The sequence below is a fragment of the Streptomyces sp. NBC_00328 genome, from assembly GCF_036139655.1.
Taxonomy (GTDB): domain Bacteria; phylum Actinomycetota; class Actinomycetes; order Streptomycetales; family Streptomycetaceae; genus Streptomyces.
On sequence record NZ_CP108013.1, the window covers coordinates 5,680,478 to 5,699,831 of the forward strand.

At 68.5% G+C, this 19,354-nt stretch carries 16 protein-coding genes; 7 read left to right on the forward strand and 9 right to left on the reverse strand.

What is annotated here, in order from left to right; translation table 11 throughout:
- The first annotated feature begins 36 nt into the window (after window positions 1-36).
- Window positions 37-1,884 carry a serine/threonine-protein kinase gene (locus OG485_RS24915; protein ID WP_328674616.1) on the forward strand — a complete coding sequence of 616 codons (1,848 nt, stop codon included), beginning with the start codon at window positions 37-39 and terminating at the stop codon, window positions 1,882-1,884.
- A gap of 160 nt (window positions 1,885-2,044) precedes the next feature.
- Here OG485_RS24915 and OG485_RS24920 read toward each other — a convergent pair whose 3' ends face one another.
- From OG485_RS24920 to OG485_RS24930, 3 genes are all read right to left on the reverse strand, one after another.
- Window positions 2,045-3,142, reverse strand: coding sequence for a CU044_5270 family protein (locus tag OG485_RS24920; protein ID WP_328670777.1), 1,098 nt, complete (start codon window positions 3,140-3,142; stop codon window positions 2,045-2,047).
- Window positions 3,139-3,837, reverse strand: coding sequence for an RNA polymerase sigma factor (locus OG485_RS24925; protein WP_328670778.1), 699 nt, complete (start codon window positions 3,835-3,837; stop codon window positions 3,139-3,141). Before OG485_RS24925 ends, OG485_RS24920 begins: the two co-directional genes overlap by 4 nt.
- Window positions 3,838-4,134: 297 nt before the next feature.
- Window positions 4,135-8,700: an FtsK/SpoIIIE domain-containing protein gene (locus tag OG485_RS24930; protein WP_328674617.1), complete on the reverse strand. Its 4,566-nt coding sequence runs from the start codon at window positions 8,698-8,700 to the stop codon at window positions 4,135-4,137.
- A 277-nt stretch (window positions 8,701-8,977) separates the two neighbouring features.
- Between OG485_RS24930 and OG485_RS24935 the strand changes: the two genes are divergently transcribed.
- From OG485_RS24935 to OG485_RS24960, 6 genes are all read left to right on the forward strand, one after another.
- Window positions 8,978-9,283, forward strand: coding sequence for a WXG100 family type VII secretion target (locus OG485_RS24935; protein WP_081218742.1), 306 nt, complete (start codon window positions 8,978-8,980; stop codon window positions 9,281-9,283).
- Window positions 9,284-9,375: 92 nt separating this feature from the next.
- Entirely contained in the window at window positions 9,376-9,699 is a 324-nt protein-coding gene (locus OG485_RS24940) for a hypothetical protein (protein ID WP_328670779.1), read from the forward strand.
- Window positions 9,696-11,216, forward strand: coding sequence for a putative T7SS-secreted protein (locus tag OG485_RS24945; protein ID WP_328670780.1), 1,521 nt, complete (start codon window positions 9,696-9,698; stop codon window positions 11,214-11,216). Before OG485_RS24940 ends, OG485_RS24945 begins: the two co-directional genes overlap by 4 nt.
- Before the next feature lie 520 nt (window positions 11,217-11,736).
- Entirely contained in the window at window positions 11,737-12,555 is an 819-nt protein-coding gene (locus tag OG485_RS24950) for a hypothetical protein (RefSeq protein WP_328670781.1), read from the forward strand.
- Window positions 12,552-13,202 (forward strand): hypothetical protein, encoded by a 651-nt coding sequence (locus tag OG485_RS24955; RefSeq protein WP_328670782.1) that lies wholly within the window; start codon window positions 12,552-12,554, stop codon window positions 13,200-13,202. Before OG485_RS24950 ends, OG485_RS24955 begins: the two co-directional genes overlap by 4 nt.
- A 1-nt stretch (window position 13,203) precedes the next feature.
- Window positions 13,204-13,806, forward strand: coding sequence for a hypothetical protein (locus OG485_RS24960; RefSeq protein WP_328670783.1), 603 nt, complete (start codon window positions 13,204-13,206; stop codon window positions 13,804-13,806).
- A 184-nt stretch (window positions 13,807-13,990) separates the two neighbouring features.
- On the opposite strand, the gene OG485_RS24965 is transcribed toward OG485_RS24960, so the two are convergent.
- From OG485_RS24965 to OG485_RS24990, 6 genes are all read right to left on the reverse strand, one after another.
- On the reverse strand, window positions 13,991-15,043 hold the full coding sequence (locus tag OG485_RS24965) for a hypothetical protein (RefSeq protein WP_328670784.1): 1,053 nt from the start codon (window positions 15,041-15,043) through the stop codon (window positions 13,991-13,993).
- Window positions 15,031-15,723 (reverse strand): hypothetical protein, encoded by a 693-nt coding sequence (locus OG485_RS24970; protein ID WP_328670785.1) that lies wholly within the window; start codon window positions 15,721-15,723, stop codon window positions 15,031-15,033. The genes OG485_RS24965 and OG485_RS24970 overlap by 13 nt, the downstream gene beginning before the upstream one ends.
- Before the next feature lie 332 nt (window positions 15,724-16,055).
- Window positions 16,056-16,709: a hypothetical protein gene (locus tag OG485_RS24975; RefSeq protein ID WP_328670786.1), complete on the reverse strand. Its 654-nt coding sequence runs from the start codon at window positions 16,707-16,709 to the stop codon at window positions 16,056-16,058.
- A 174-nt stretch (window positions 16,710-16,883) separates the two neighbouring features.
- On the reverse strand, window positions 16,884-17,537 hold the full coding sequence (locus tag OG485_RS24980; protein ID WP_328670787.1) for a hypothetical protein: 654 nt from the start codon (window positions 17,535-17,537) through the stop codon (window positions 16,884-16,886).
- 340 nt (window positions 17,538-17,877) lie between these two features.
- Window positions 17,878-18,384: a hypothetical protein gene (locus OG485_RS24985; RefSeq protein WP_328670788.1), complete on the reverse strand. Its 507-nt coding sequence runs from the start codon at window positions 18,382-18,384 to the stop codon at window positions 17,878-17,880.
- Window positions 18,372-19,046 (reverse strand): hypothetical protein, encoded by a 675-nt coding sequence (locus OG485_RS24990; RefSeq protein ID WP_328670789.1) that lies wholly within the window; start codon window positions 19,044-19,046, stop codon window positions 18,372-18,374. Before OG485_RS24990 ends, OG485_RS24985 begins: the two co-directional genes overlap by 13 nt.
- Window positions 19,047-19,354 lie beyond the last annotated feature (308 nt).

Here is a 19,354-nt window from a genome sequence, read left to right on the forward strand (position 1 = left end):
GGCAGTGTGTACGGGGGAGGGGGAACCGTGAGTGCCATGCAGCCGCTCGGAGCCGACGAACCCACGGTCGTGGGGCCCTACCGGCTGCTCGGCCGGCTGGGGTCCGGCGGCATGGGGCGTGTGTACCTGGGACGCAGCGCCGGCGGACGTACGGTCGCGGTCAAGATCGTGCATCCGCACTTCGCGCTCGACGAGGAGTTCCGCGCCCGCTTCCGCCGCGAGGTCGAGGCCGCACGGCGGGTGGGCGGCGCGTGGACGGCCCCCGTCCTGGACGCGGACCCGGAGGCGCCGGTCCCCTGGGTCGCCACCGGCTACGCGGCCGGTCCCTCACTGACGGCCGCCGTCGCGGACGGCGGACCGCTCCCGGTCCACTCCGCGCGCGTCCTCGGCGCCGGTCTCGCCGAGGCGCTCACCGCGGTCCACGCGCTGGGCCTCGTCCACCGCGACGTCAAACCCTCCAACGTGCTGCTCACCCTCGACGGCCCGCTCCTCATCGACTTCGGCATCGCACGGGCCACGGACGGCACCGCCTCCCTGACCTCGACGGGGGTCTCGGTCGGCTCGCCCGGCTACATGTCCCCCGAGCAGATCCTCGGCAAGGGCGTCACCGGAGCCGCGGACGTCTTCTCGCTCGGTGCGGTCCTCGCGTACGCGGCCACCGGCGAACCTCCCTTCCCCGGCGACTCCTCCGCCTCCCTCCTCTACAAGGTGGTCCACGAGGAACCGCGACTCGGCTCCCTGGAGGGCGAGTTGCGCGAGCTGGTGGCGGCCTGCCTGGCCAAGTCGCCCGCGGCGCGGCCCACTCCGGGAGAGGTGGCCGTCCGGCTCGCGCCGCAGGGCGCCGCCCGGCTGGTGTCGGCGGGCTGGCTGCCGGGCGCCCTGGTCGAACGGGTGAGCCGAAGTGCCGTACAACTGCTGAACCTTGAGGCGACGGGGGCCGCGGAGGCCGTGCCGTCCGGGCCGGTGGGGTTCAGCAGTCCGTCGGTGGAGGACGGGCGGGGCGCCGGGAGCGGGGCCGGAGCAGGACCGGGCACGTCCGGCGAGGTGACGTCCGGGGATGCCGCCTTCGGTGAGGCGGCCGGGGTGCCGGGGACGGGCGGGGGTTTCGGGCCGCCGCCGCAGGGCTTCGGGCCACCGCCTCAGATGCCCACGTACGTACCCGGTCAGCGCGAGAGCCGGGCCGCCGGGCCCCAGGACGCCGTCCACCGCGAGGGGGCACCGCGACAGCAGCCGTACGACCGGCCGGGCAAGGTCTCCGTCAGCGTGGCGGCGACCTCCGCGCCCGGGGCCGACGGGCGGGGGCGCAGGATGAGTTGCACGGTCGCGCTGGCGGTCGCGGGCGCGCTGGCGGCGGTGACCGTGGGCTCGGCGTTCCTCTTCGACCTGCTGCCGGGCGGCGGCGACCGGAGCAGCGCTTCGGGCAGCAGCCCGACGGCCACGGCGAGCCGGCCCCCTTCCGGCACGCGTCCGTCGACGAGCGCCTCCGGACCGGGGCCCACGGCGAGCGCGCCCGACCCCGGCGGGCAGCAGTCCGCGATCCCGGCCTCCTACCTCGGCACCTGGGAGGGCGACGGCCTCGCCCTCGGCGGCACCCTCCCCATGGGCACGTTCCGTGTCACCCTCCACCAGGCGGCCGTGGGCGAGGAGTTGGGCACCTTCCGGCAGACCGACCAGATCGGCGGCATCTGCGACGACGTCCTCGTCCTCAAGAAGGTCACGAAGAAGCAGCTCGTCGCCACGAGCGTGGCGTCGGAGTCCAATCGGGACGTCTGCACCAAGGGCCGGCACGAGGTCCGGCTGACTCCCGCCGGCAGCGTCCTCACCTACGACACGGACAACGCCGAGGCGGGGGACCCGGTGGCCCGGATGACGAAGGTCGGCTGACGCCCCGCCTCGGCGGTCCCCTCGCAGTGCGCCGCGCGAGGAAGGACCAGTGGCGGGGCACGACAACTACCGAGGCTGCACCGCCCCGTGGCCGCCGTCCTGGGACGGCGGCCACGGAACGGATGGCCGGCGGTGGGCCTCAGCCTGCGGCGGCGGGGTCTCAGCCCTTCTGCCCGGGCGTCTGCTTCATGCCGTCGACGACCGCGCGCTTGGTGATGGCGCTGATGCCGCGGACGGTGCCGGGCTTGATGACGACCCCGTCCTGCGTGACCGACTTGACCTGCACGGTCCGCTCGCCGAGGAAGACGTGGGTCTTCTTGTCGAAGATCCACTCCTCGCGTTCGCCGCTGGTCTCGTCCAGCCGCGCCACCGCGACGCCCGAGCGGCCGAGCGCGTCCTTGGCGTCGTTCACCACGACCACGCCCGGGATCTTCGCGGCGGCCTTGAACAGGGCCGAATAGAGCTTCGCGGGCGGGTAGCTCTCGACGAGCAGGTCACCGATCGTGGTGAACGCCTCCTGGTCGGGGGTGTTGCCCTGCGTCGCGGTCTCCTTGTAGATCAGCTTCAGCAGCTCGTCGGGGTCCGTGGTCAGCCCGGCCAGGAGGTCGTACGACGGGTGGTTCAGGCCGGCCTCGGGAGTGTTGCCCTGCTCGTCGGGCAGGCTCAGCGTCTCGCCCTCGGCGCTGTCGTTGACGGCCGCGTCGATCAGCCAGCCCTTGGTGCCGTCGGCGGACCGCCAGATCTGTCGCCGGTGCAGCGCGTAGCTGGCGAGGCTGCTGTCGTCGCCGTCCGTCTTCACGAAGGTGCCGGAATCCTGGGACTCGACGTAGACGTACTGACCGGGCTTGACCGTGGGGTGGGTCTCCTCGGCCGCCGCCAGTGAGACCTGGTCGATCAGCTGCGGCAGGCCCTTGGTGGTCGTGGCGCCGACGGGGATGACCGCCGCGGGTCCGGTGGCGAGACCATCGTTGTGCACGCCGCTGTCGATCAGCAGCGTTCCGGCCACGACCGCGGCGGTCAGTGCCATCGCGGGCAGCACGAAAGCCGGGCGCAGCAGGCGCAGCCCTCGGGGCTTCGGCAGGGCGGGGGCGGCCATGGTGGTGTTCGCGTCCCGCTGGGTGTCCTGCTGGATGTGGGCCATCAAACGCTCCTTGTGGAACTGGTGACGGCCCGCCGGGAGATCGCGCGCAGTCTGCGGGAGGAGAGGCGCGCTCTCCTCCCACTCGGCCGGACTCTGCCGGGACTGGGTCGCTTTCATCGATTTCCTTCCGATACGGGCCGGATCGAGTGGATGTGTTCTCCTCTTGTCTGTCGATCCGGCCGGCCGAGTTCCCGATTTCCTCGTACGGGTTTTCCCGCGCGTTCTTCGGCGTGGTCGTCCGTGTACGGGACCGGCGCCGCCCGGGCGGCGGGTCGGCTGCCGAGTTCGGCCTCGGTGAGTTTGCGCAGCTTGGCGCGTGCCCGGGAGAGACGTGAGCGCACCGTTCCGACGGCGATGCCGAGCGCCTCGGCCGCGGCCGTGTACTCCAGCCCCTCCCAGAGGCACAGCGTCAGGACCTCGCGCTCGGGTCTGCGCAGGGCGGCGAGCGCGCGCAGGGCGGCGGCGATACGCAGTCGGTCGTCGAGCCGGCCCGCCACCTCGTCGGCATGGTCGGGCAGCGTCGTCTCGGCCTCCGCGGCGGCGTTCGCCGCCGCCCGGTAGCGCCGGTTGCTGCGATGGTGGCCACGGGCGATGTTGATCGCCACGCCCAGCAGCCACGGCCGCAGGCTGCCGCCCTCGGCGTTGACCCGGTCGCGCAGCCGCCACGCTTCCATGAAGGTCTCGGCCATCACGTCCTCCGCGGCGGACCAGTCGGCGGTGAGGCGGAAGGCGTGGTTGTAGACGGCGCGGGCGTAGCTGTCGTACAGCTCGGCGAACGCGCTCGGATCCCCGGCACGTATCCGGGTACGCATGTCAGTGCTCACCTTCATTAACTGACGATCCACGCACCCCGGGTTCCCGTGATCCGCGTCACACGAGGTGACGCAGGTGCCGCCCGATCACCGGACGCCGGGCAAGGAACGGGCTCAGAGCGGAGGCGGGAGGCGCGGGGCTCAGGCGGACGGCCCGCGCCGCACATGTTCGTAGCGCAGCGCCGCCCCCGCCGCCCTCCGCCGCTTCGGCTTCGCCGATCCGCTCACCGGACCCGCCCCCTCTTCCTTCTCTTCCTACTGTTCCTTCCGTGCCTCTTCCTTGCCCGGCCCGTCCGCTCACATCGGCGTCGTCACCGTCATCGGCTCCCCGTCCCCGAGGTGCAGCAGGCCCTTGCCGGGGGCGACCGGTCCGCCGACCATGCTGCGGTTCGTACGGATGCCGATCAGCTCGCCCGCGGAGGAGTCCTGCGGAGAGAGCAGGATGCCGCGACGGCCCTTCTTCATCTCGACCTGCCAGCCGGAGAACCCGCTGCACACGTCCTCCTCGTCACCGGCGATGACCAGTGCGAGACCGCGTTCGGCGCCGCGCTGCACGATCCGCTTGAAGACGGTCTCGGCGTCGCAGTCCTCCAGGACCTCGCCGTCGTCGACCAGGACCACGACCGGCTCCTCGGGCGTGGCCGAGTCGATGGCCTCGCGCAGCTCGTCGCTCTCGATGTCGTCCTCGTCGAAGACCTTCAACACGCCGTCCTGGCCGTCCAGTTCACGCAGCGGCGACGGGCGGGGCGCCGCGATGACCAGGCGTACGCCCTGGGCCAGATACGAGCGCGCCATGTTCATCAGCGTCGTACTGCGGCCGGACTTGGCCGGGCCCGCGACGACGAAGGTCGGAACACCCCGGGAGAGGTCCGGGCCGAAGCCCATGACGTCGTCGCCGCCGATGCCCACCAGGCTCCACAGCCTGGAGCGGGAGGCGTCCGCGTCGCGCATCTCCCACGCGTCCGCGAAGCCGATCCGGGTGGGCAGCACGTCGACCCTGAACGGGCGGCGTTCGCGCGGCAGTCCGGCGTCGCGGGCCGTGGCCGCCTCGCCGATCGCCGTGAGGGCCGCGGCCTGGCCCTGGCCGGTGGAGTCCTCCGTGAGCAGGGCGAACTGGGTTTCGGTGCCGTGCTCGTTGCGGTAGCCGCGGCCGGGCGGGATCTCCTCGGGGATCTTGCGCGCGTTGACGCCGATCAGCGAGAAGTCCGAGCGGTCGGCGAGCCGCAGGGCGTACTTGTCCTCGGTGAGCGAGCCGATCCGGGTGGAGAGGATCTGGCGGTCGCCCGTCATCACCAGGTGCACGCCGACGCTCGCGCCCTCGCGCATCATCGCGGTGAGCTGGTCGGTCAGATCGCCGTGGTCGTACTCGCCGAGCGTCGGCAGCCAGCCCTCCCACCGGTCGAGCAGCACCACGATGTGCGGGAGCCGCTCGCCTGCCGGCTCCGCGGCCCGCTGCTCGCCGATGTCCGCGAAGCCCTTGTCTGCCAACAGGTCCTGCCTGCGGGTGAGTTCACCCTTCAGGCGGGAGATGAGACGGACCACGCGCTCGGTCTGGTTGCGGCCGACGACCGCGCCGCAGTGCGGCAGCCGGGTCAGCGCGTTGAGCGCGCCGTTGCCGCAGTCGATGCCGTACAGATGGACGTCGGCCGCCGAGTGGGTGCGGGCCAGCGAACCCGCGATCGTCCGCAGGATCTGCGAACGTCCGCTGCGGGGCGCGCCGCCGATGAGCAGATGCCCGAAGGAGGCGAAGTCCACCACGACCGGGCGGCGGGCCTGGTCGGCCGGCAGGTCCTCGACGCCGTACGGGGCGGGCGGCAGCTTGCCGGGACCGCCCGCGAACGCGGGCACGGTGATCTCGTCGAGCAGCAGCGTCTCGGAGAGGGCGGGCAGCCAGGGGCTGTGCTGGGGCGGGATACCGAGGGCCCGGTTGGCCTCGCGCACGGCGTCGACCAGCACCTTGAGGTCGGTGATCTCCTCCTCCTCGCGCTGTTCGGCCTTCGGCTTGACCAGCGCGGCCCGCCCGAGGTCCGCCCAGCCGAGCGGTCCCGCCCAGGGCGCGAGCGCCGCGGGGTCGGCGGCACCGGGCCGGCGGCCACCGACGCGTCCCGACTGGAACGGTACGAGCGAGGCGTGTCCGAGACGGACGTAGGCGCGGCCCGGAGTGCTCTTGGAGATCTGCCCGGCCTCGGGGGAGTCGATGACATCGCTCGACTCGCCGCCGTCGGTCACGCGCAGCGCTATCCGGAGGTTGGTGTTGGCCCGGATCTCGGGGGAGACGACACCGCTCGGCCGCTGGGTGGCCAGCAGCAGGTGGATGCCGAGCGAACGGCCCCGCTGGGCGATGTTGACCAGTCCCGTCACGAAGTCGGGCAGGTCACGGACCATGGAGGCGAACTCGTCGATGACGATGAGGAGTCGGGGCACGGACGCGTGCGAGGGATCACGGCGTACGAGGTCCTGGTAGTCCTCGATGTCCTTGGCGTCGGCGGCGGCGAGGATGTGCTCGCGCCGCTTGAGCTCCGCGCCGAGCGACTCCAGGGCGCGCTCGACGAGATGGGCGTCGAGGTCGGTCACCATGCCGACGGTGTGCGGGAGTTTGACGCAGTCCTTGAACGCCGAGCCGCCCTTGTAGTCGACGAGGACGAAGGTCATGTTCTCGGGGGTGTTGGCGACGGCCAGCGACGCCACGATGGTCTGGAGCAGCTCCGACTTTCCGGAACCCGTCGTACCGGCGATCAGACCGTGCGGGCCGTCGCGCCGCATGTCGATGCCGAACGGACCGTCGTACGACTCGCCGATGACCGCCGTCGTCGACTGCCCGCCCATCCGCCAGCGCGCGCTGATCGCGTCCCCGGTCGGCGGCTCCAGCTGAAGCACGTCGAGCAGCCGGCTGGCACCGGGGAGGGCCGAGTCCTCGGTCTCGCCGCTGATGTCGCGCAGCGCGGACAGGGCCCGCGCGAGCCGGGAGCACCAGGCCGCCGACACGAAGTCGGGCCGTACGTCCCGTACCCGCGCGACGCCCGTCTGCTGCACCCGCAGCCGCAGTTCGGGCGCTTCGGACGTCCCGGTGGCGGAGCCGTCGGTCTCGGTGGCGTGCCAGGCGTGGAAGGAGGGGAAGCCGCCGGGTGCGGCCGGCGCGGTCCGGACGGGAGCCTGCGCGCCCGCGTGCTCCTCGGGCTTCGGCTCCGCTATGACGATGGCCTGGCACTCGCCGGGCAGGAACCGCTCCTCGGCGTCCAGGCAGATCGCGTACATGGCCATGGCCGGGCCCTCGCGCAGCAGCCGCACCACACCGGGCATGGACCGCAGCCGCCTGGATCCGTCCCAGACGACGACGATGTCCGGATCGCTGAACGAGGCCTTGTTGCCGTTCTGCCTGGCGGCCTTCTGGCGGGCGTCGAGGAGCTGGGTCAGCTCACCGATGCGGGCGCCGACGGTCTCGGCGTCCGTGCCGATGAGGACGTTGGCGTCCTGGGCGCCGGCGGGCCTGCTGTGCGGGAGCCAGCGCACCCAGTCCCAGCTGTCCTGGCCGCTGTTCTCCGTCAGGACGTAGAACTGGACGTCCAGCGGGCTGTGCAGGACCGCGGTCTGCGCGACGGCCCAGCGGCCAAGGGCTTGGGCCGAGTCACCGGGCCCCGCGATGCCGACGACACCGCGCTCGGCGAGCGGCAGGTCGACCGGCGCGTCCTCGATGTTCCAGGTGACCTGGCGCTTGTGGTCGTCCTGCTCGGGGTCGTCGAGCACGACCTCGGACGGCATCCGTCCGGTGCCGACGCGCAGCAGCAGATGGTCCGCGTCCGTGCGCCGCCGCTCCCACAGCCGGGTGCGCGGACCGGTGCCCAGCGACAGCACGGTCGCCGGATCGGGGATCGCCCGGCGCCGGTCGAGGCGCTCGGCGAGCAGGGCCTCCTGGGCGTCCTTCTCGATCCGCGCCTTGTGCTCGTTGTACTCCTTCACCTGCTTGGCATGGGACTTGCGGCCCTGCTTCTTGTCCATGAGGTAGTTGCCGAGCATGATCAGCGGGCTCAGCAGCGCCATGATCATGTAGTACCAGCGCCCGAAGACCATCACCATGACGACGGCGCTGACCAGCGGCGCCAGCGCCATCAGCCAGGGCAGCGGCCGGGCCTCGTAGTCCCGTACCGGGCTCGGCAGCCGGAACTTCGTCTCGCGCTCCGGCGGATGCAGCCGCGGCGGCCGGTTGTAGTCGAGCGCGGCGCCGTCCTCCGACCACTTGAGCGCTGCGTCGGGCTGTGTGTAACGGTCGAGCTGGAGAAGGGTGTTGCCGACCGCGACCTGGCTGCCGAGCGGCCAGTCGTCGTCCTCGCGCTCCTCGAAGGCCGCCCCGTCGAGGGTGACGCCCTTCTTCTCCCCGTGTACGACGACCCCGCAGGTTCCGTCCGTTGCAACTGACAACGTCAGCGCCCTTTGCGGAAGTTCGGGATCGTCGATCCGGATGGACGAGGCCGCCCCGGCGCCGATGTCGTACCGGCCGATCCCGAGCCGGTGCACGGCACCGGCCGACGGGCCGCCGGCCACCCGCAGTTCGACCAGGCCGGTCGGCTCGCCGGGCAGGCATCCCGCGGGGTCGTGCAGGCTCACGACAGCGCCCTCGCGCAGCGGCGAGGTGGCGATGGTCGCGGCGGGATCGACGGGATACCCGTCGACGTACGCGACCGGCGCGCCGCGGCCCACGGCCCCCTGGTGATGTCCGAGGGGGATGATCTGCGCACCGCCGCCGTAACCGACGTGCTCCGCGAGCTCTTTGGCGATGTCCCCCACCGAGGACTCGGGATCCGCGTCGAGAACCACGTCGGCGGTGGCGCCGCCGAGCGGGTCGACGACGGTCAGAGTCAGCCGCACGCTCGTCCTCCCCCAGACACCGAGGGCCGCTTCCGGAACGCGGGCCACAGTGCTCTCGACCATAGCCGCTCCCCCCTTCCCGCAGGCAACGGCCCGTGTGAGGGAACCACGAAGGCCCGGGACGGGAACGGTCCTTGGTGCGGGCTCGTGACAGAACCGGGGTGTGCTCCTGCAAGCGCCGTAAGTAAGCTGCTTGCTCGATGCGGACGATCGCACCATCCGTATCAGGAGCCACGGGGGTTGGCCCTGCGGCGAGTTGAAGCATGGAGGACGCCACATGGCCGGCGGCAAAGACGCGGACATCACTTACGAGAAGATGCGGGGCGCTGCCAAGCGACTGGGCCACGAGAAGGAGAAGATGGAGGACAAGCTCCACGGCCTCGACAGCTACATCGACGGCCTCGTCGCGGACGGCTACACCACGTCCAAGGGCTCCCAGGCCTTCGACGACTCCTTCAAGGAGTTCACCAAGGGCATGAAGGACACCCTTGAGGGCCTCAAGGGCATGGCCAAGTTCCTGGAGGACGCGGCGAAGGCCTATGAGGACCTGGATGACCAGCTGGCGAAGGGTGTCAAGGGCTAGGGCCTGCGGCGCCGACAGGTTGTGCCGGGCGTGACGGCCCGAGTGGCCGTCACGCCCTTCTCGCTTCCGTGGAAAAGCATCCGGAGGGATCAATGTCGGACCAGACCGCCGACATCACTCGAATCAAGGAGAGCGCACGTTCACTCTCGAAGATTCATGGTGAGTTCAGCCAGAACGCGAACCCCGCCGATGGGCTCGGGGTCGGCACGCTGGGCGAGCAGAGCCTCGTTGACGTGTTCGACGATTTCGGTGACAACTGGAAGATCCATCGTGAGCGCTTGACAGACGAGCTGAAGAAACTTTCCGGGATTCTCTCCGCGGCGGCCAAGGCCTACGAGGACATCGATCACCAACTCGCCGAAGCACTTCGTTCTACTGACAAGAAGGACACCGGCAGCAAGGGGGCCAAGAAGTGACGCGCCCCCGGGCCGACGAGTGGCAAGTGATCGGAGAGGCGTCGGACCCGATTCCCGGGGATCCGGATGAGATCGCCGGACTCGGCCGTGACCTTCGCCGGACTGCGGAAGCCATCCAGAAGCAGGCGAAAGAGATCAAAGCGCTCTCCTCCGTCGAATCCTGGAAGAGCAAGGCCGCTGAGGAGTTCCGCAAAGAGGCCGAGGAAGCCGAGGGAAAGCTCCGAAAGGCTTTCAAGCGTTATGACGCGGCCGCCGACGCTTTGGGCGAGAAGGTCGTCGAGGGCGGCCCCTCCAAGGAGTACGCCTCTGAGCTGCATCGTGCGCAGACCATGGCCGACAAGGCACTTCGTGACGCTCGGGACGCGCATGACGAGCGCGAGTCGAGCGACGGTGCGATCGGCAAGCTGCCCAAGGACACGGCCGACGACGACCCCGACCGGAAGAAGCTGGAGAAGCGCCAACAGGCGGCAACTTCGGCAATGGAGCAAGCGAAGAAGGACCTCGACGCGGCCAAGGACATCCGCGATGCGGCGGCCAAGCGTGCGAGGGACGCCATTCGCAGCGCCATCGACCACGATGGCCTGAAGGACGGCACCTGGGACAAGTTCAAGGACTGGGTGCACGACAACGCCGGGTGGATCACAGAGTTCCTCAATTGGGCCGGCTGGATCGCGACGATCTGCGGAACACTCTCCTTGATGGTGGGATGGATCCCCGTCATCGGGCAGGCGTTGGCCGGAATCCTGGGGTCCATCGCGCTGTTGGCCACGATCGTCTCCCTGCTTGGGCATGTCCTGCTTGCGCTTGCCGGCGAGGGCAGTTGGTTCGATGTCGCACTGGACGTCGTGGGAATCGCCACGATGGGTATCGGTCGCGGTGCCATGGCCGGCGCCAAGGGTGCAATGCAGGGCGCCAAGGGAATGGCTCGCTCGGCCGCCTTCCGGCGCGCCATGGAGAACGTCGTGGCGAAGCGGGGAAGTGCTGCCTTCAAACGGGCAGAGCAGGCGGCGTGGAAGCAGGCCAACCGTTTGAGCGGCGGCGCTCTGCGCGGGAAGAAGGGCGCTGAAGCGGTGGCCGGTGCCCCCAAGGGATGGTTTCCCGGTGCGGGCCGCGCGGGTGAGGCATTCAACCCCCGTGCCATCGGCAGGGAGATGTGGGAGGGCTTCAAGGGCGTCAAGGACCTTGGCCCTCGTAACCTGAGATCGCTGGGCCAGGGGAGTACCTGGGAGGGTGCCGCCTTCAAAGTCGGTGACAGCGGCCTCGGGGACCTGGCCCGGGAGATCGACAACATCGCTCCGGAGATCCGCAATGTGAACGAGGTCAAGGCGGCGATGGACGTGTTCAAGACCCAGACGCACATCTGGCAGGGTACGACTGCTGTGGCGACGTTCATCGACGCCGCTGACAAGGGAAAGCTGACCGCCCCGATCGGACACGCCCTCGGTACCGACGCGCTGGACGACGGGCTGTGGTCGGCCACGGGAATCAAGGACGCTTGGACGACGAGCAATGGCTGATCGACCGGATTCGGGAACAGTCCTTCCGGACACTCATTTGCGACCCCGGGGGGCGAACCCGCATGCCCTTGACGTGGTACGCCACGCGCGTCTCTACCGGCGCGGAGACGAACTGATCCTCCGCGATCGTCGACTACGCGAGCGCCGGTACGCCATCGGTGAGGGCGGAATCACCCGTGCAGTCTTCCTTCCGCCGGCCGACTCCGAAACGGCGGTGAGGACTCCCTCGGCCGACCGATGGGGTGTGGTCGACTTCCAAGGCGCTGACGAGAGGACGATCCTCCGGATTCCACTCGCAGAGTGGCTTCCGGAAGCGGGCCTGATCGGAGTGCTCGACATAGGGCCGTCACAATGCCTCGACCGGTCCGGATTGCGTCGGCTCGTGGGTGATCTGGGTATCTCCTTGGAGGAGGGCCCGAAGACGGGTGCGCACCGGAACGACCAGACGTCCGGTGTACGGCCCGACCGCGCCGTTCATCACGAGCTTCCCGCCTGGCATAACTGGGCGAGAGGAATCGGCATGCTCGTCTGGTTCGTGTTCTTCCTGGTCTTCGCCGTGACGGACAACGCGAGCGAGTGGACGTTCGCGGTCGCAGCGGGCGGATTGTTCGTCGTGCCGGGCTCCGACGTTGTCGTACGCCTTCTGCAGCGATCACGTGACCGTCAGGACACATCGCTCACAGGTGCGACCGTTGTGGTGCCATCTCCGGTGGAGGGCTCAGGAGCCACTCGCCGCTTCCATGACACGGCCGCCGTGCGGATCCTGCCGAAGGACATCGTCCTGACCGACACGCTGGGAGGGGAGCGATGGATCGCGAGGGGAGGAGCATCGGGAGTGACCAGCCTTGTGCGCCTGACGGATCCGAAGTCCGGTGCTGTCCTCGGTGTCGAGTTCAGGGACGGTACGGACGCGGTGCGGGTGCTCCTTGTCTGGCGATGGTGGTTCGCCGGTCCGCGGGGGCGGGAGAACTGGGCGGAACTCGTCAACACGCTCGGAGTGCCGGTCTCCGACGAGAACGTCAGGGCAGTCAAGGACCCCGATTCATGGTGGCAGAACCATGAACTGGCCGCTGACGCTCGAATGATGTCGCCGATCGATGCGAAGGAGGCCCGCTCGCGGACGAGGTGGAACGCCTCTGCCGGTCGAGGCGCCGAGCCGCTCATCGTCTCTCTCTTCGCTCTGCTTCTGTTGCCTCAACTCATTTCGGATCACTGGCCCGCACGAGTGGCCGGGGCTCTGGCGGGGCTGACCATCGTGATCGCACTCTCGCAGGTAATCGCCCAGCAGTTGGCCAGCCGGCTCCAATTCGATCGCCCTGTCACTCCGGAGTCGCCGTGACTGTCCCCGCCGGAATGGACCGAACGCAACCGCCGCCGTCCGACTATCAGCTGTTGCTGCCCGACGGGTGGTTCCGGATCGATCTCGAACCTGAGAGACGACGACAGGCTGTCGACGCCCTGGTGAACCGGCAGTTCAACGGCGTCGACAACGAACCACGCCTGCGTCGCCTTTTGCGACAGGAGCTGGTTGAGCGTGCCACCAATGCGTTCGATCAAGGAGGCCTCGAGCTCTACATCAGTCTCCAGCGGGCGGGCGCCCTCACCATTCCCGCCTCTTTGCTGGTCACCCTGATTCCTCCCATGAGGCCGGGAGGACAGTCGCCGTCACTACGGGAGCTGGCCGACGAGCTCGGGGCCGAAGGAGGCAGAGGACGCACAGTCTCGATGGTCGAACTTGCCGCGGGCACGGCGATGAAGGTCCGCGTCGATCCAGATGCCACAGACGTGAAGGAACCGGTCCTCACCACATCGGGTGAGAAGGAGATCGACGCCCTTCCCTCGGTGACAGTGGACTACCAACTGGGCGTACCGCGAAGTGACATGAATCTGCTGCTGACGTTCTCCACGCCCCTGGTTCAGATCGCCGACGCGATGGTCGAGCTCTTTGATGCGGTCGCCGGATCGCTCAGGTGGAAGGACGAGTGAGATGATCTCCATTCCGACGCTCACCTACAGAATCACCTGTCCTCGGGACTGGATTCCCCTTCCCGTCACGCCGCGGGAAGAACTCAAGGGCAGTTGGGCAGAGCAGGCGGCCGAGGACATTGTCGAGCGAAGTGCGGCGGCGGGATACGACATCGACCCGGAGGCTGTGCAGGCTGACCTGCGCGCCCGAGCCGAGGACAGCCGCAGCCGCGCCCCGTTCTACGCATTCGCCTTCTATCCCGACGGTTTCGACGCGGCGCTGGGGATCTTGGAAGTCGATCTCATTCACCCCGACGATTCCGTACCCCTCATAACCTTGGACTGGCTGACCGAGACCTTCAGCACCGACGACTTCGGGCCGCCCCAGGTCACGCGAACCGATGTCCCCGCAGGACCAGCCGTACGAATCCGACAAGACTTCGCCGCAGGCGGAGCTCCGTCAGATGGACCGGGACTCCTGTTGGAGACCCTCACGTATGGAATTGTGCCGACCGGCACCGAGAGCGCGGTGGTCCTTCTCATGTCCTGGACCATGCCGGGTATCGCCGACGCGATGGAGGAGGCAGCGGGCAGCATCGTGCAGACGCTGACGGTGGAACGCTGAGCCAGGGCCGGCGCCGGGTGACGTCCCCGGTCGAGTGGGCCCACCAAGACCAACTCGAGTCGTCCGGAGACCCCTGGTGACGTTGGCGCGGGTGTGCCGATGACGACCATGGAGAGCGTTTCTCAGCCCGCCCATCGGCTTCGGGTGCGTCCGCATCAGACCGTCTGGCCCGCGTCCGGGCATTTCACCGGTTGACGGACTGGATCTCCTGGACGGCGACGTCCTGGGTCGTTCCGAAGGTGCCGTCGGGGAGCCTCGTCGGCCCCGGGTTGCCCGTGCCGGTCCAGGTGATCTCCCATGTGACCGTTGCCTTGAGGGCGAATGTGCCGTTGCCCGAGGAGCGCAAGTACTTGAGTCCGCAGGGCGGGGTTCGGCCGGACTTGCCCGTGGCGTACGGCTCGCCGATCGAGCCGTCGCCGTTGATCGCGCACTCGCCGGAGGCCGGGTAGGTCTCCGCGTCCATCGTGCCCGGTTCGAGCTTGAGGGCTACTGGCTTGGCTGTTGTGGTGGCCCGGATGTCGAGACCGCCCACGTCGATCTGCGCGGTCACGTCGACGGGCTTGAACCTGGCCTTGTCCAGCCAGGCCCACGTCCGCAGGTTCACCTTGGTGACGTTCTCGGGAGCCAGGGTGACCTCTGTCTCCGGGAGCTGCAGCCTGTTGTACGCCAGTTCGGCAAGGACCCTCGGGGTGATGGCGTTGGGGACATGGAGGGTGTCCCCGTTCACGACCCAGAAGGGCGCCTCGTCGCAGAGTTGCGCCGCGGGCTCCATCCAGCGGTCGGGATCCTGGACCGCGACCCACCATGTGCCCTCGTCGGCCTTGTCGAGGTTGTAGTCCTTGTACTTGCCGTCCTTGTACATCTCCCGGAACTGCCCCACGGCCACCTTCGCGTAGTTGTGCTGCCCCGGGTAGTTGACGGTCTCCGTGTACATGTCCTCAACGTACTTCTGGAAGTCCTTGGCCGTACGTGGCTCGTACCAGCAGGCGGGAGGGGTCCAGTTCCCGATGGCAGTGACGTTGCCCTTGCTGCCGCCACCGCCCTTGGAACTGCCGCTGTAGCGGACCATGGAGACGATGTCGGTCCCTGACTGGCTGCCGCGCTCCTCAGTCTTCCCGCCGTTCGACTGGCCTCCGGGGCCCCACCCGGCCATCGCCGTGCCGGGCATCAGGGCGCAGACGCCGGCTACGGCACCTACGACCAGCCACCTGTTGTGCTGCCTCTTCACGGCGTGCATGTCTTGTTCCCCCGGTCCGAAACGAGTTTGGTGGTCTGCCAGATCCCCTTGCCGTTCTTCTCCAGGCGCGTGCTGTAGAGCACGTACGAGTCGTCGTTCGCCGGTGTCTTGTCGACCTTCTTCGTCTTGCGGTTCTTGTTGAACGCCTTGCTCTCGTCGGAGCAGTAGGAAAGACCCGCCGACTGCTTGTCGAACACGTCGAGCTTGGGCGAGTAGTAGCGGACCGCGCCGGTGAACGTGGAGCCGGAGTCGACGATGGTCTTCACCCAGTCCTGGCTGCCGGGCAGGGCGGAGCCGGCCTGGTAGAAGGAGAGGGCCTCGGAATCGGGGTCCCCCTCGACGACGGCGTAGGTGACGGCGGTCTGGGCGTGCCCGGCGTCCGCCATGATGGCGTCCTTGGTCGCGTCGCCGGTCTTCCAGCCCTGGAACGTCTCCTTGATGTCGCCCGGCAGCGTCAAGTCGGGACGTGTGATGCTGTCCGACGCGCTCGCACTGGGCGAAGCCGAACCCGTCCCTCCCTGGTCCGCGCCCGCGATCTTGTCGTTCCCCTTCGAGCTGTCACCGCCGCCACAGGCCGTCAGCAGCAGGGCTGTTGTCGCGGCGAGCGCGGCAGCAACGGGCAAAGAGCGGCGGTTCACAGTGGACTCCCCGTGGGACATCGGTTGAGCGAAGTCGGTCAAGGGCAACGACGGTATCCGTGGGGCTCTTGGTTTCGCCAGGAGTGACTTCCCTGACAGCATGGATGTTCAGGGAGAAAAGTGGATCAAAGAAGTCCCATCTTCGCTTCGAGCGTGCCGCCGATCACAGCAACGGACCGCTCTCCTGCGTCCGTTCGCCGCGAGGGGCCACAGGCCGCGGACAACCTCCGTACGGACCACGACTGTGCGTCTTCGCGCGAGCTACGTCATAGCCGTCCTGGAATTCCCCAGGGGCCTTGGCGAAGGCGATGGTGATACGGACAAGACGCCGGTGATCGCGAGCGCTCCGACCGTGACGGCTGTGCGGCGCCTGGTCACCGCACGCACGTCTTGCTCCCCCGTACGGACGTGCCGTCGGAGATCTGCCACACGCCTTGAGCGGTCTTCTCCAGACGCGTGTTGTACAGAACGTAGGCGTCGTTTCCAGCGGGTGTCCTGTCGACCTTCTTGGTCTTCCGGTCCTTGTTGTACGCCTTGGTCTCATCGGCGCAGTACGAGACACCGGCGGACTTGCTGTCGAAGATCTCGACCTTGGGGCGGTAGTAGCGCGTGGTTCCCGTGTACGTGATTCCCGTGTCAAGCCACTTCTGGACCCACTTGGCGGAGGACGTCAACGCCTTGCCCTTGTAGTAGAAGGCCAATCCAGGGGTGTCCGGGGTGCCCTTGAGGACGGCGTCGTTCGTGGCCGTCTGCGCACGTCCCGCGTCCGCCAGGACGGCGTCCTTCGTCGCGTCCCCCGTCTTCCATCCCTCGAACTCGTCCTTCACGTCGCCCGGGAGGGTGATGTCCGGCCGGTCGGCGTTGTCCGACGCGCTCACGCTGGGCGATGCCGAACCCGTGCTTCCCCGGTCCGCGCCCGCGATCTTGTCGTTCGCCTTCGGGCCGTCATCACCGCCACCACACGCCGTCAGCAGCAAGGCTGTTGTCGCGGCGAAAGAGATGGCAACGGGCAAAGAGCGGCGCTTCACGGTGGACTCCCGACGGGGCATCGGTTGGGTGAACTCGATCAAGGGCAATGGCGGTATCGGTGTGGTGCATGTCGAGAGTGGGCTCGGGTCGGTCGACCAGACGTTCGGCTGGCGCAGTGCGTCTTCGCCGGTTGCCTCGCAGGGGCGGTTCCGGGCGATCGTCGACCCGGGTGGCTACGGAGTGCACGACTTGTGGCCCCTTTGCGAGGTGAGCTTCGTCGTCTGCCAGACACCCTTCTTGTTCTTCTCGAGCCGCGTCGAGTAGAGGACGTAGGACTTGGCCGTCACGGCCGTCTTGATGGCCTTGCCCGACTTCCGGTCCTTCGCGAACGCCTTGGACTGGTCCTCGCAGTACACGACGCCCGCCGAAGCGGAGTCGAAGAGGTCGATCCTGGCGTTGTAATACCGGTTGACGCCGGTGATCGAGTAGCCGTCGTTCACGATGGACGTGACCCAGTCTCCGGCGTCGGCCAGAGCGGTGCCGCTGTAGTAGTAGCCGAGGGCAGGCAGTTCGGCGTCGCCCTTGGCGATGGCGTAGTTGGTCGCATCGATCCTCCGCCCCGCATCCGCGAGAACCGCGTCCTTGGCGGCGTCGCCGGTACTCCAGTTCTCGAACCTGTCGCTGAGGTCCTTCGGAAGAGTGATGTCCGGCCGGTCGGCGTCGGCCGGAGCGCTCGGGCTCGGTGAAGCCGAACCCGTCCCTCCCCGGTCCGCTCCCGTGATCTTGTCGTTTGTCTTCGGGCTGTCGCCCCCGCTGCCACAGGCCGTCAGCAGCAGGGCTGTTGTCGCGGCGAACGCGGTAGCAACGGGCAAAATGCGGCGCTTCACGGTGGACTCCCCACGGGGCATCGGTTGGGTGAACTCGATCAAGGGCAATGACGGTATCGGTGTGGTGCATGTCGAGAGCGGGCTCGGGTCGTTCCGAAGGTCCCGTCGGGGAGGTCGCCGCCGGCTCCGCCGGTGCCTGTCCAGGTGACGTTCCAGGTGATGGTGGCTCGGAGTTTGAACGTGCCGTCGCCGGATGGGCGCAGGTATTTGATGCCGCACGGCGGTGTCTCGCCGGCCTTGCCCTTGGCGTACGGGGTGCCGATCGAGTGGTCGTCGTTCAGTCGGCATTCTCCGGAGGCCGGGTAGGTCTCGGCGTTCCTCACCGGAGGAACGTCCCCGTTCAGGACCCAGAACGGCAGCTCACCACAGTGAAGGCAGCGGGATCGTCCAAACGGTTCGGGTTCTGGACGGATACCCACCAGTTGCCCTCGTCGGCGTCGTCGAGGTTGTAGTCCTTGTACTTGCCGTCCTTGTAGATGTCCCGGAACCGGCCCGTCGTCGACTTGGCATAGTTGGGCTGCTGGGGGTCGTTGACGACTTCGTCGTATTCGCCTTCGACCTTCTTCTTGAACTCGGCTGCCGAGACGGACTCGTACCAGCGGGCCGGCGGCGTCCAGTTCCCCACGGGCGTGACGTTGCCGGAAGACTTGCCACCACTCCCACGGGCGCTGCCGGAGTACGTGATCCGCGACTCCAGCGCGTGGCCGGAGCGCTTTGCGGACGTGTTGACGCTGGTGTCGGAACTGCCGGTGCCGTGATCGGCGAAAGCCGGGCTGGGCAACAGCACACAGGTCGTCGCAAGGGCGCCGACGGTGAACACCCGGCCCTTGGGCCTCAGCTCGTGCACTTGCCGCTGCCCCTTTCGGAGACGAGCTGTGTCGTCTGCCAGACGCCGTTGCCGGCCTTCTTCAGGTGAGTGTTGTAGTAGACGTACGAGTTCTTGGTCACCGGGGTTCTGTCGACCTTCTTCGTCTTCACGTCCTTGTTGAACGCCTTGCTCTCGTCCGTGCAGAACGTGACCCCCGCGGATGTCCTTCCGTAGAGCGTCACACTGGGACGGAAGTACCGAACGGTGCCGGTGTACGTGATTCCGGCGTCCACGAAGGACTTGACCCACTGAGCGCCGCCGACGAGGGCGTCACCCTGCCGGTAGAAGGCGAGGGCCGGTTCGTCGGGATTCCCCTTGATGACGGCGTAGTTGGTGGCCGTCTGCGCACGTCCCGCGTCCGCCAGGACGGCGTCCTTCGTCGCGTCCCCCGTCTTCCATCCCTCGAACTCGTCCTTCACGTCGCCCGGGAGGGTGATGTCCGGCCGGTCGGCGTTGTCCGACGCGCTCGCGCTGGGCGATGCCGAACCCGTGCTTCCCTGGTCCGCCCCCGCGATCTTGTCGTTCGCCTTGGGAGCGTCGTCCCCGCCGCCACAGGCCGTCAGCAGCAGGGCTGTTGTCGCGGCGAACGCGGCAGCAACGGGCAAAGAGCGGCGCTTCACAGTGGACTCCCCGTGGGACATGGGTCGATCGAAGTCGGTCAAGGGCAATGACGGTATCCGTGGGGTACTTGGTTTCGCCAGGTCGAAACTGTGCTGTGGATGGGGTCATAAAGGGATACTCCGGTCCGAACCGGAGCCCTGTCGCCGGCCGATCGTGTTCCGGGACACATCCGCCCCTGCGGTGACGGCCTCGATTCCATACCGTGCCCCCACATTTGCGTTCGGCACCTTCACGCCGTCCCGCGAGAGGGGTCACGGCCCGGGGTCGTGGGTTGCGTCGAGTCCGCGCCGCCCCTACCTCGTAGGCTGAGCCGAGCCGAACAGGTCGA

Bases quoted from the DNA above. Each gene is read 5' to 3' on its own strand.
- OG485_RS24935 (WP_081218742.1), top strand. From the start codon at position 8,978: ATGGCCGGCGGCAAAGACGCGGACATCACTTACGAGAAGATGCGGGGC.
- OG485_RS24915 (WP_328674616.1), top strand. From the start codon at position 37: ATGCAGCCGCTCGGAGCCGACGAACCCACGGTCGTGGGGCCCTACCGG.
- OG485_RS24960 (WP_328670783.1), top strand. From the start codon at position 13,204: ATGATCTCCATTCCGACGCTCACCTACAGAATCACCTGTCCTCGGGAC.
- OG485_RS24940 (WP_328670779.1), top strand. From the start codon at position 9,376: ATGTCGGACCAGACCGCCGACATCACTCGAATCAAGGAGAGCGCACGT.
- OG485_RS24920 (WP_328670777.1), bottom strand. From the start codon at position 3,142: ATGAAAGCGACCCAGTCCCGGCAGAGTCCGGCCGAGTGGGAGGAGAGC.
- OG485_RS24990 (WP_328670789.1), bottom strand. From the start codon at position 19,046: ATGTCCCACGGGGAGTCCACTGTGAAGCGCCGCTCTTTGCCCGTTGCT.
- OG485_RS24950 (WP_328670781.1), top strand. From the start codon at position 11,737: ATGCTCGTCTGGTTCGTGTTCTTCCTGGTCTTCGCCGTGACGGACAAC.
- OG485_RS24965 (WP_328670784.1), bottom strand. From the start codon at position 15,043: ATGCACGCCGTGAAGAGGCAGCACAACAGGTGGCTGGTCGTAGGTGCC.
- OG485_RS24925 (WP_328670778.1), bottom strand. From the start codon at position 3,837: ATGCGTACCCGGATACGTGCCGGGGATCCGAGCGCGTTCGCCGAGCTG.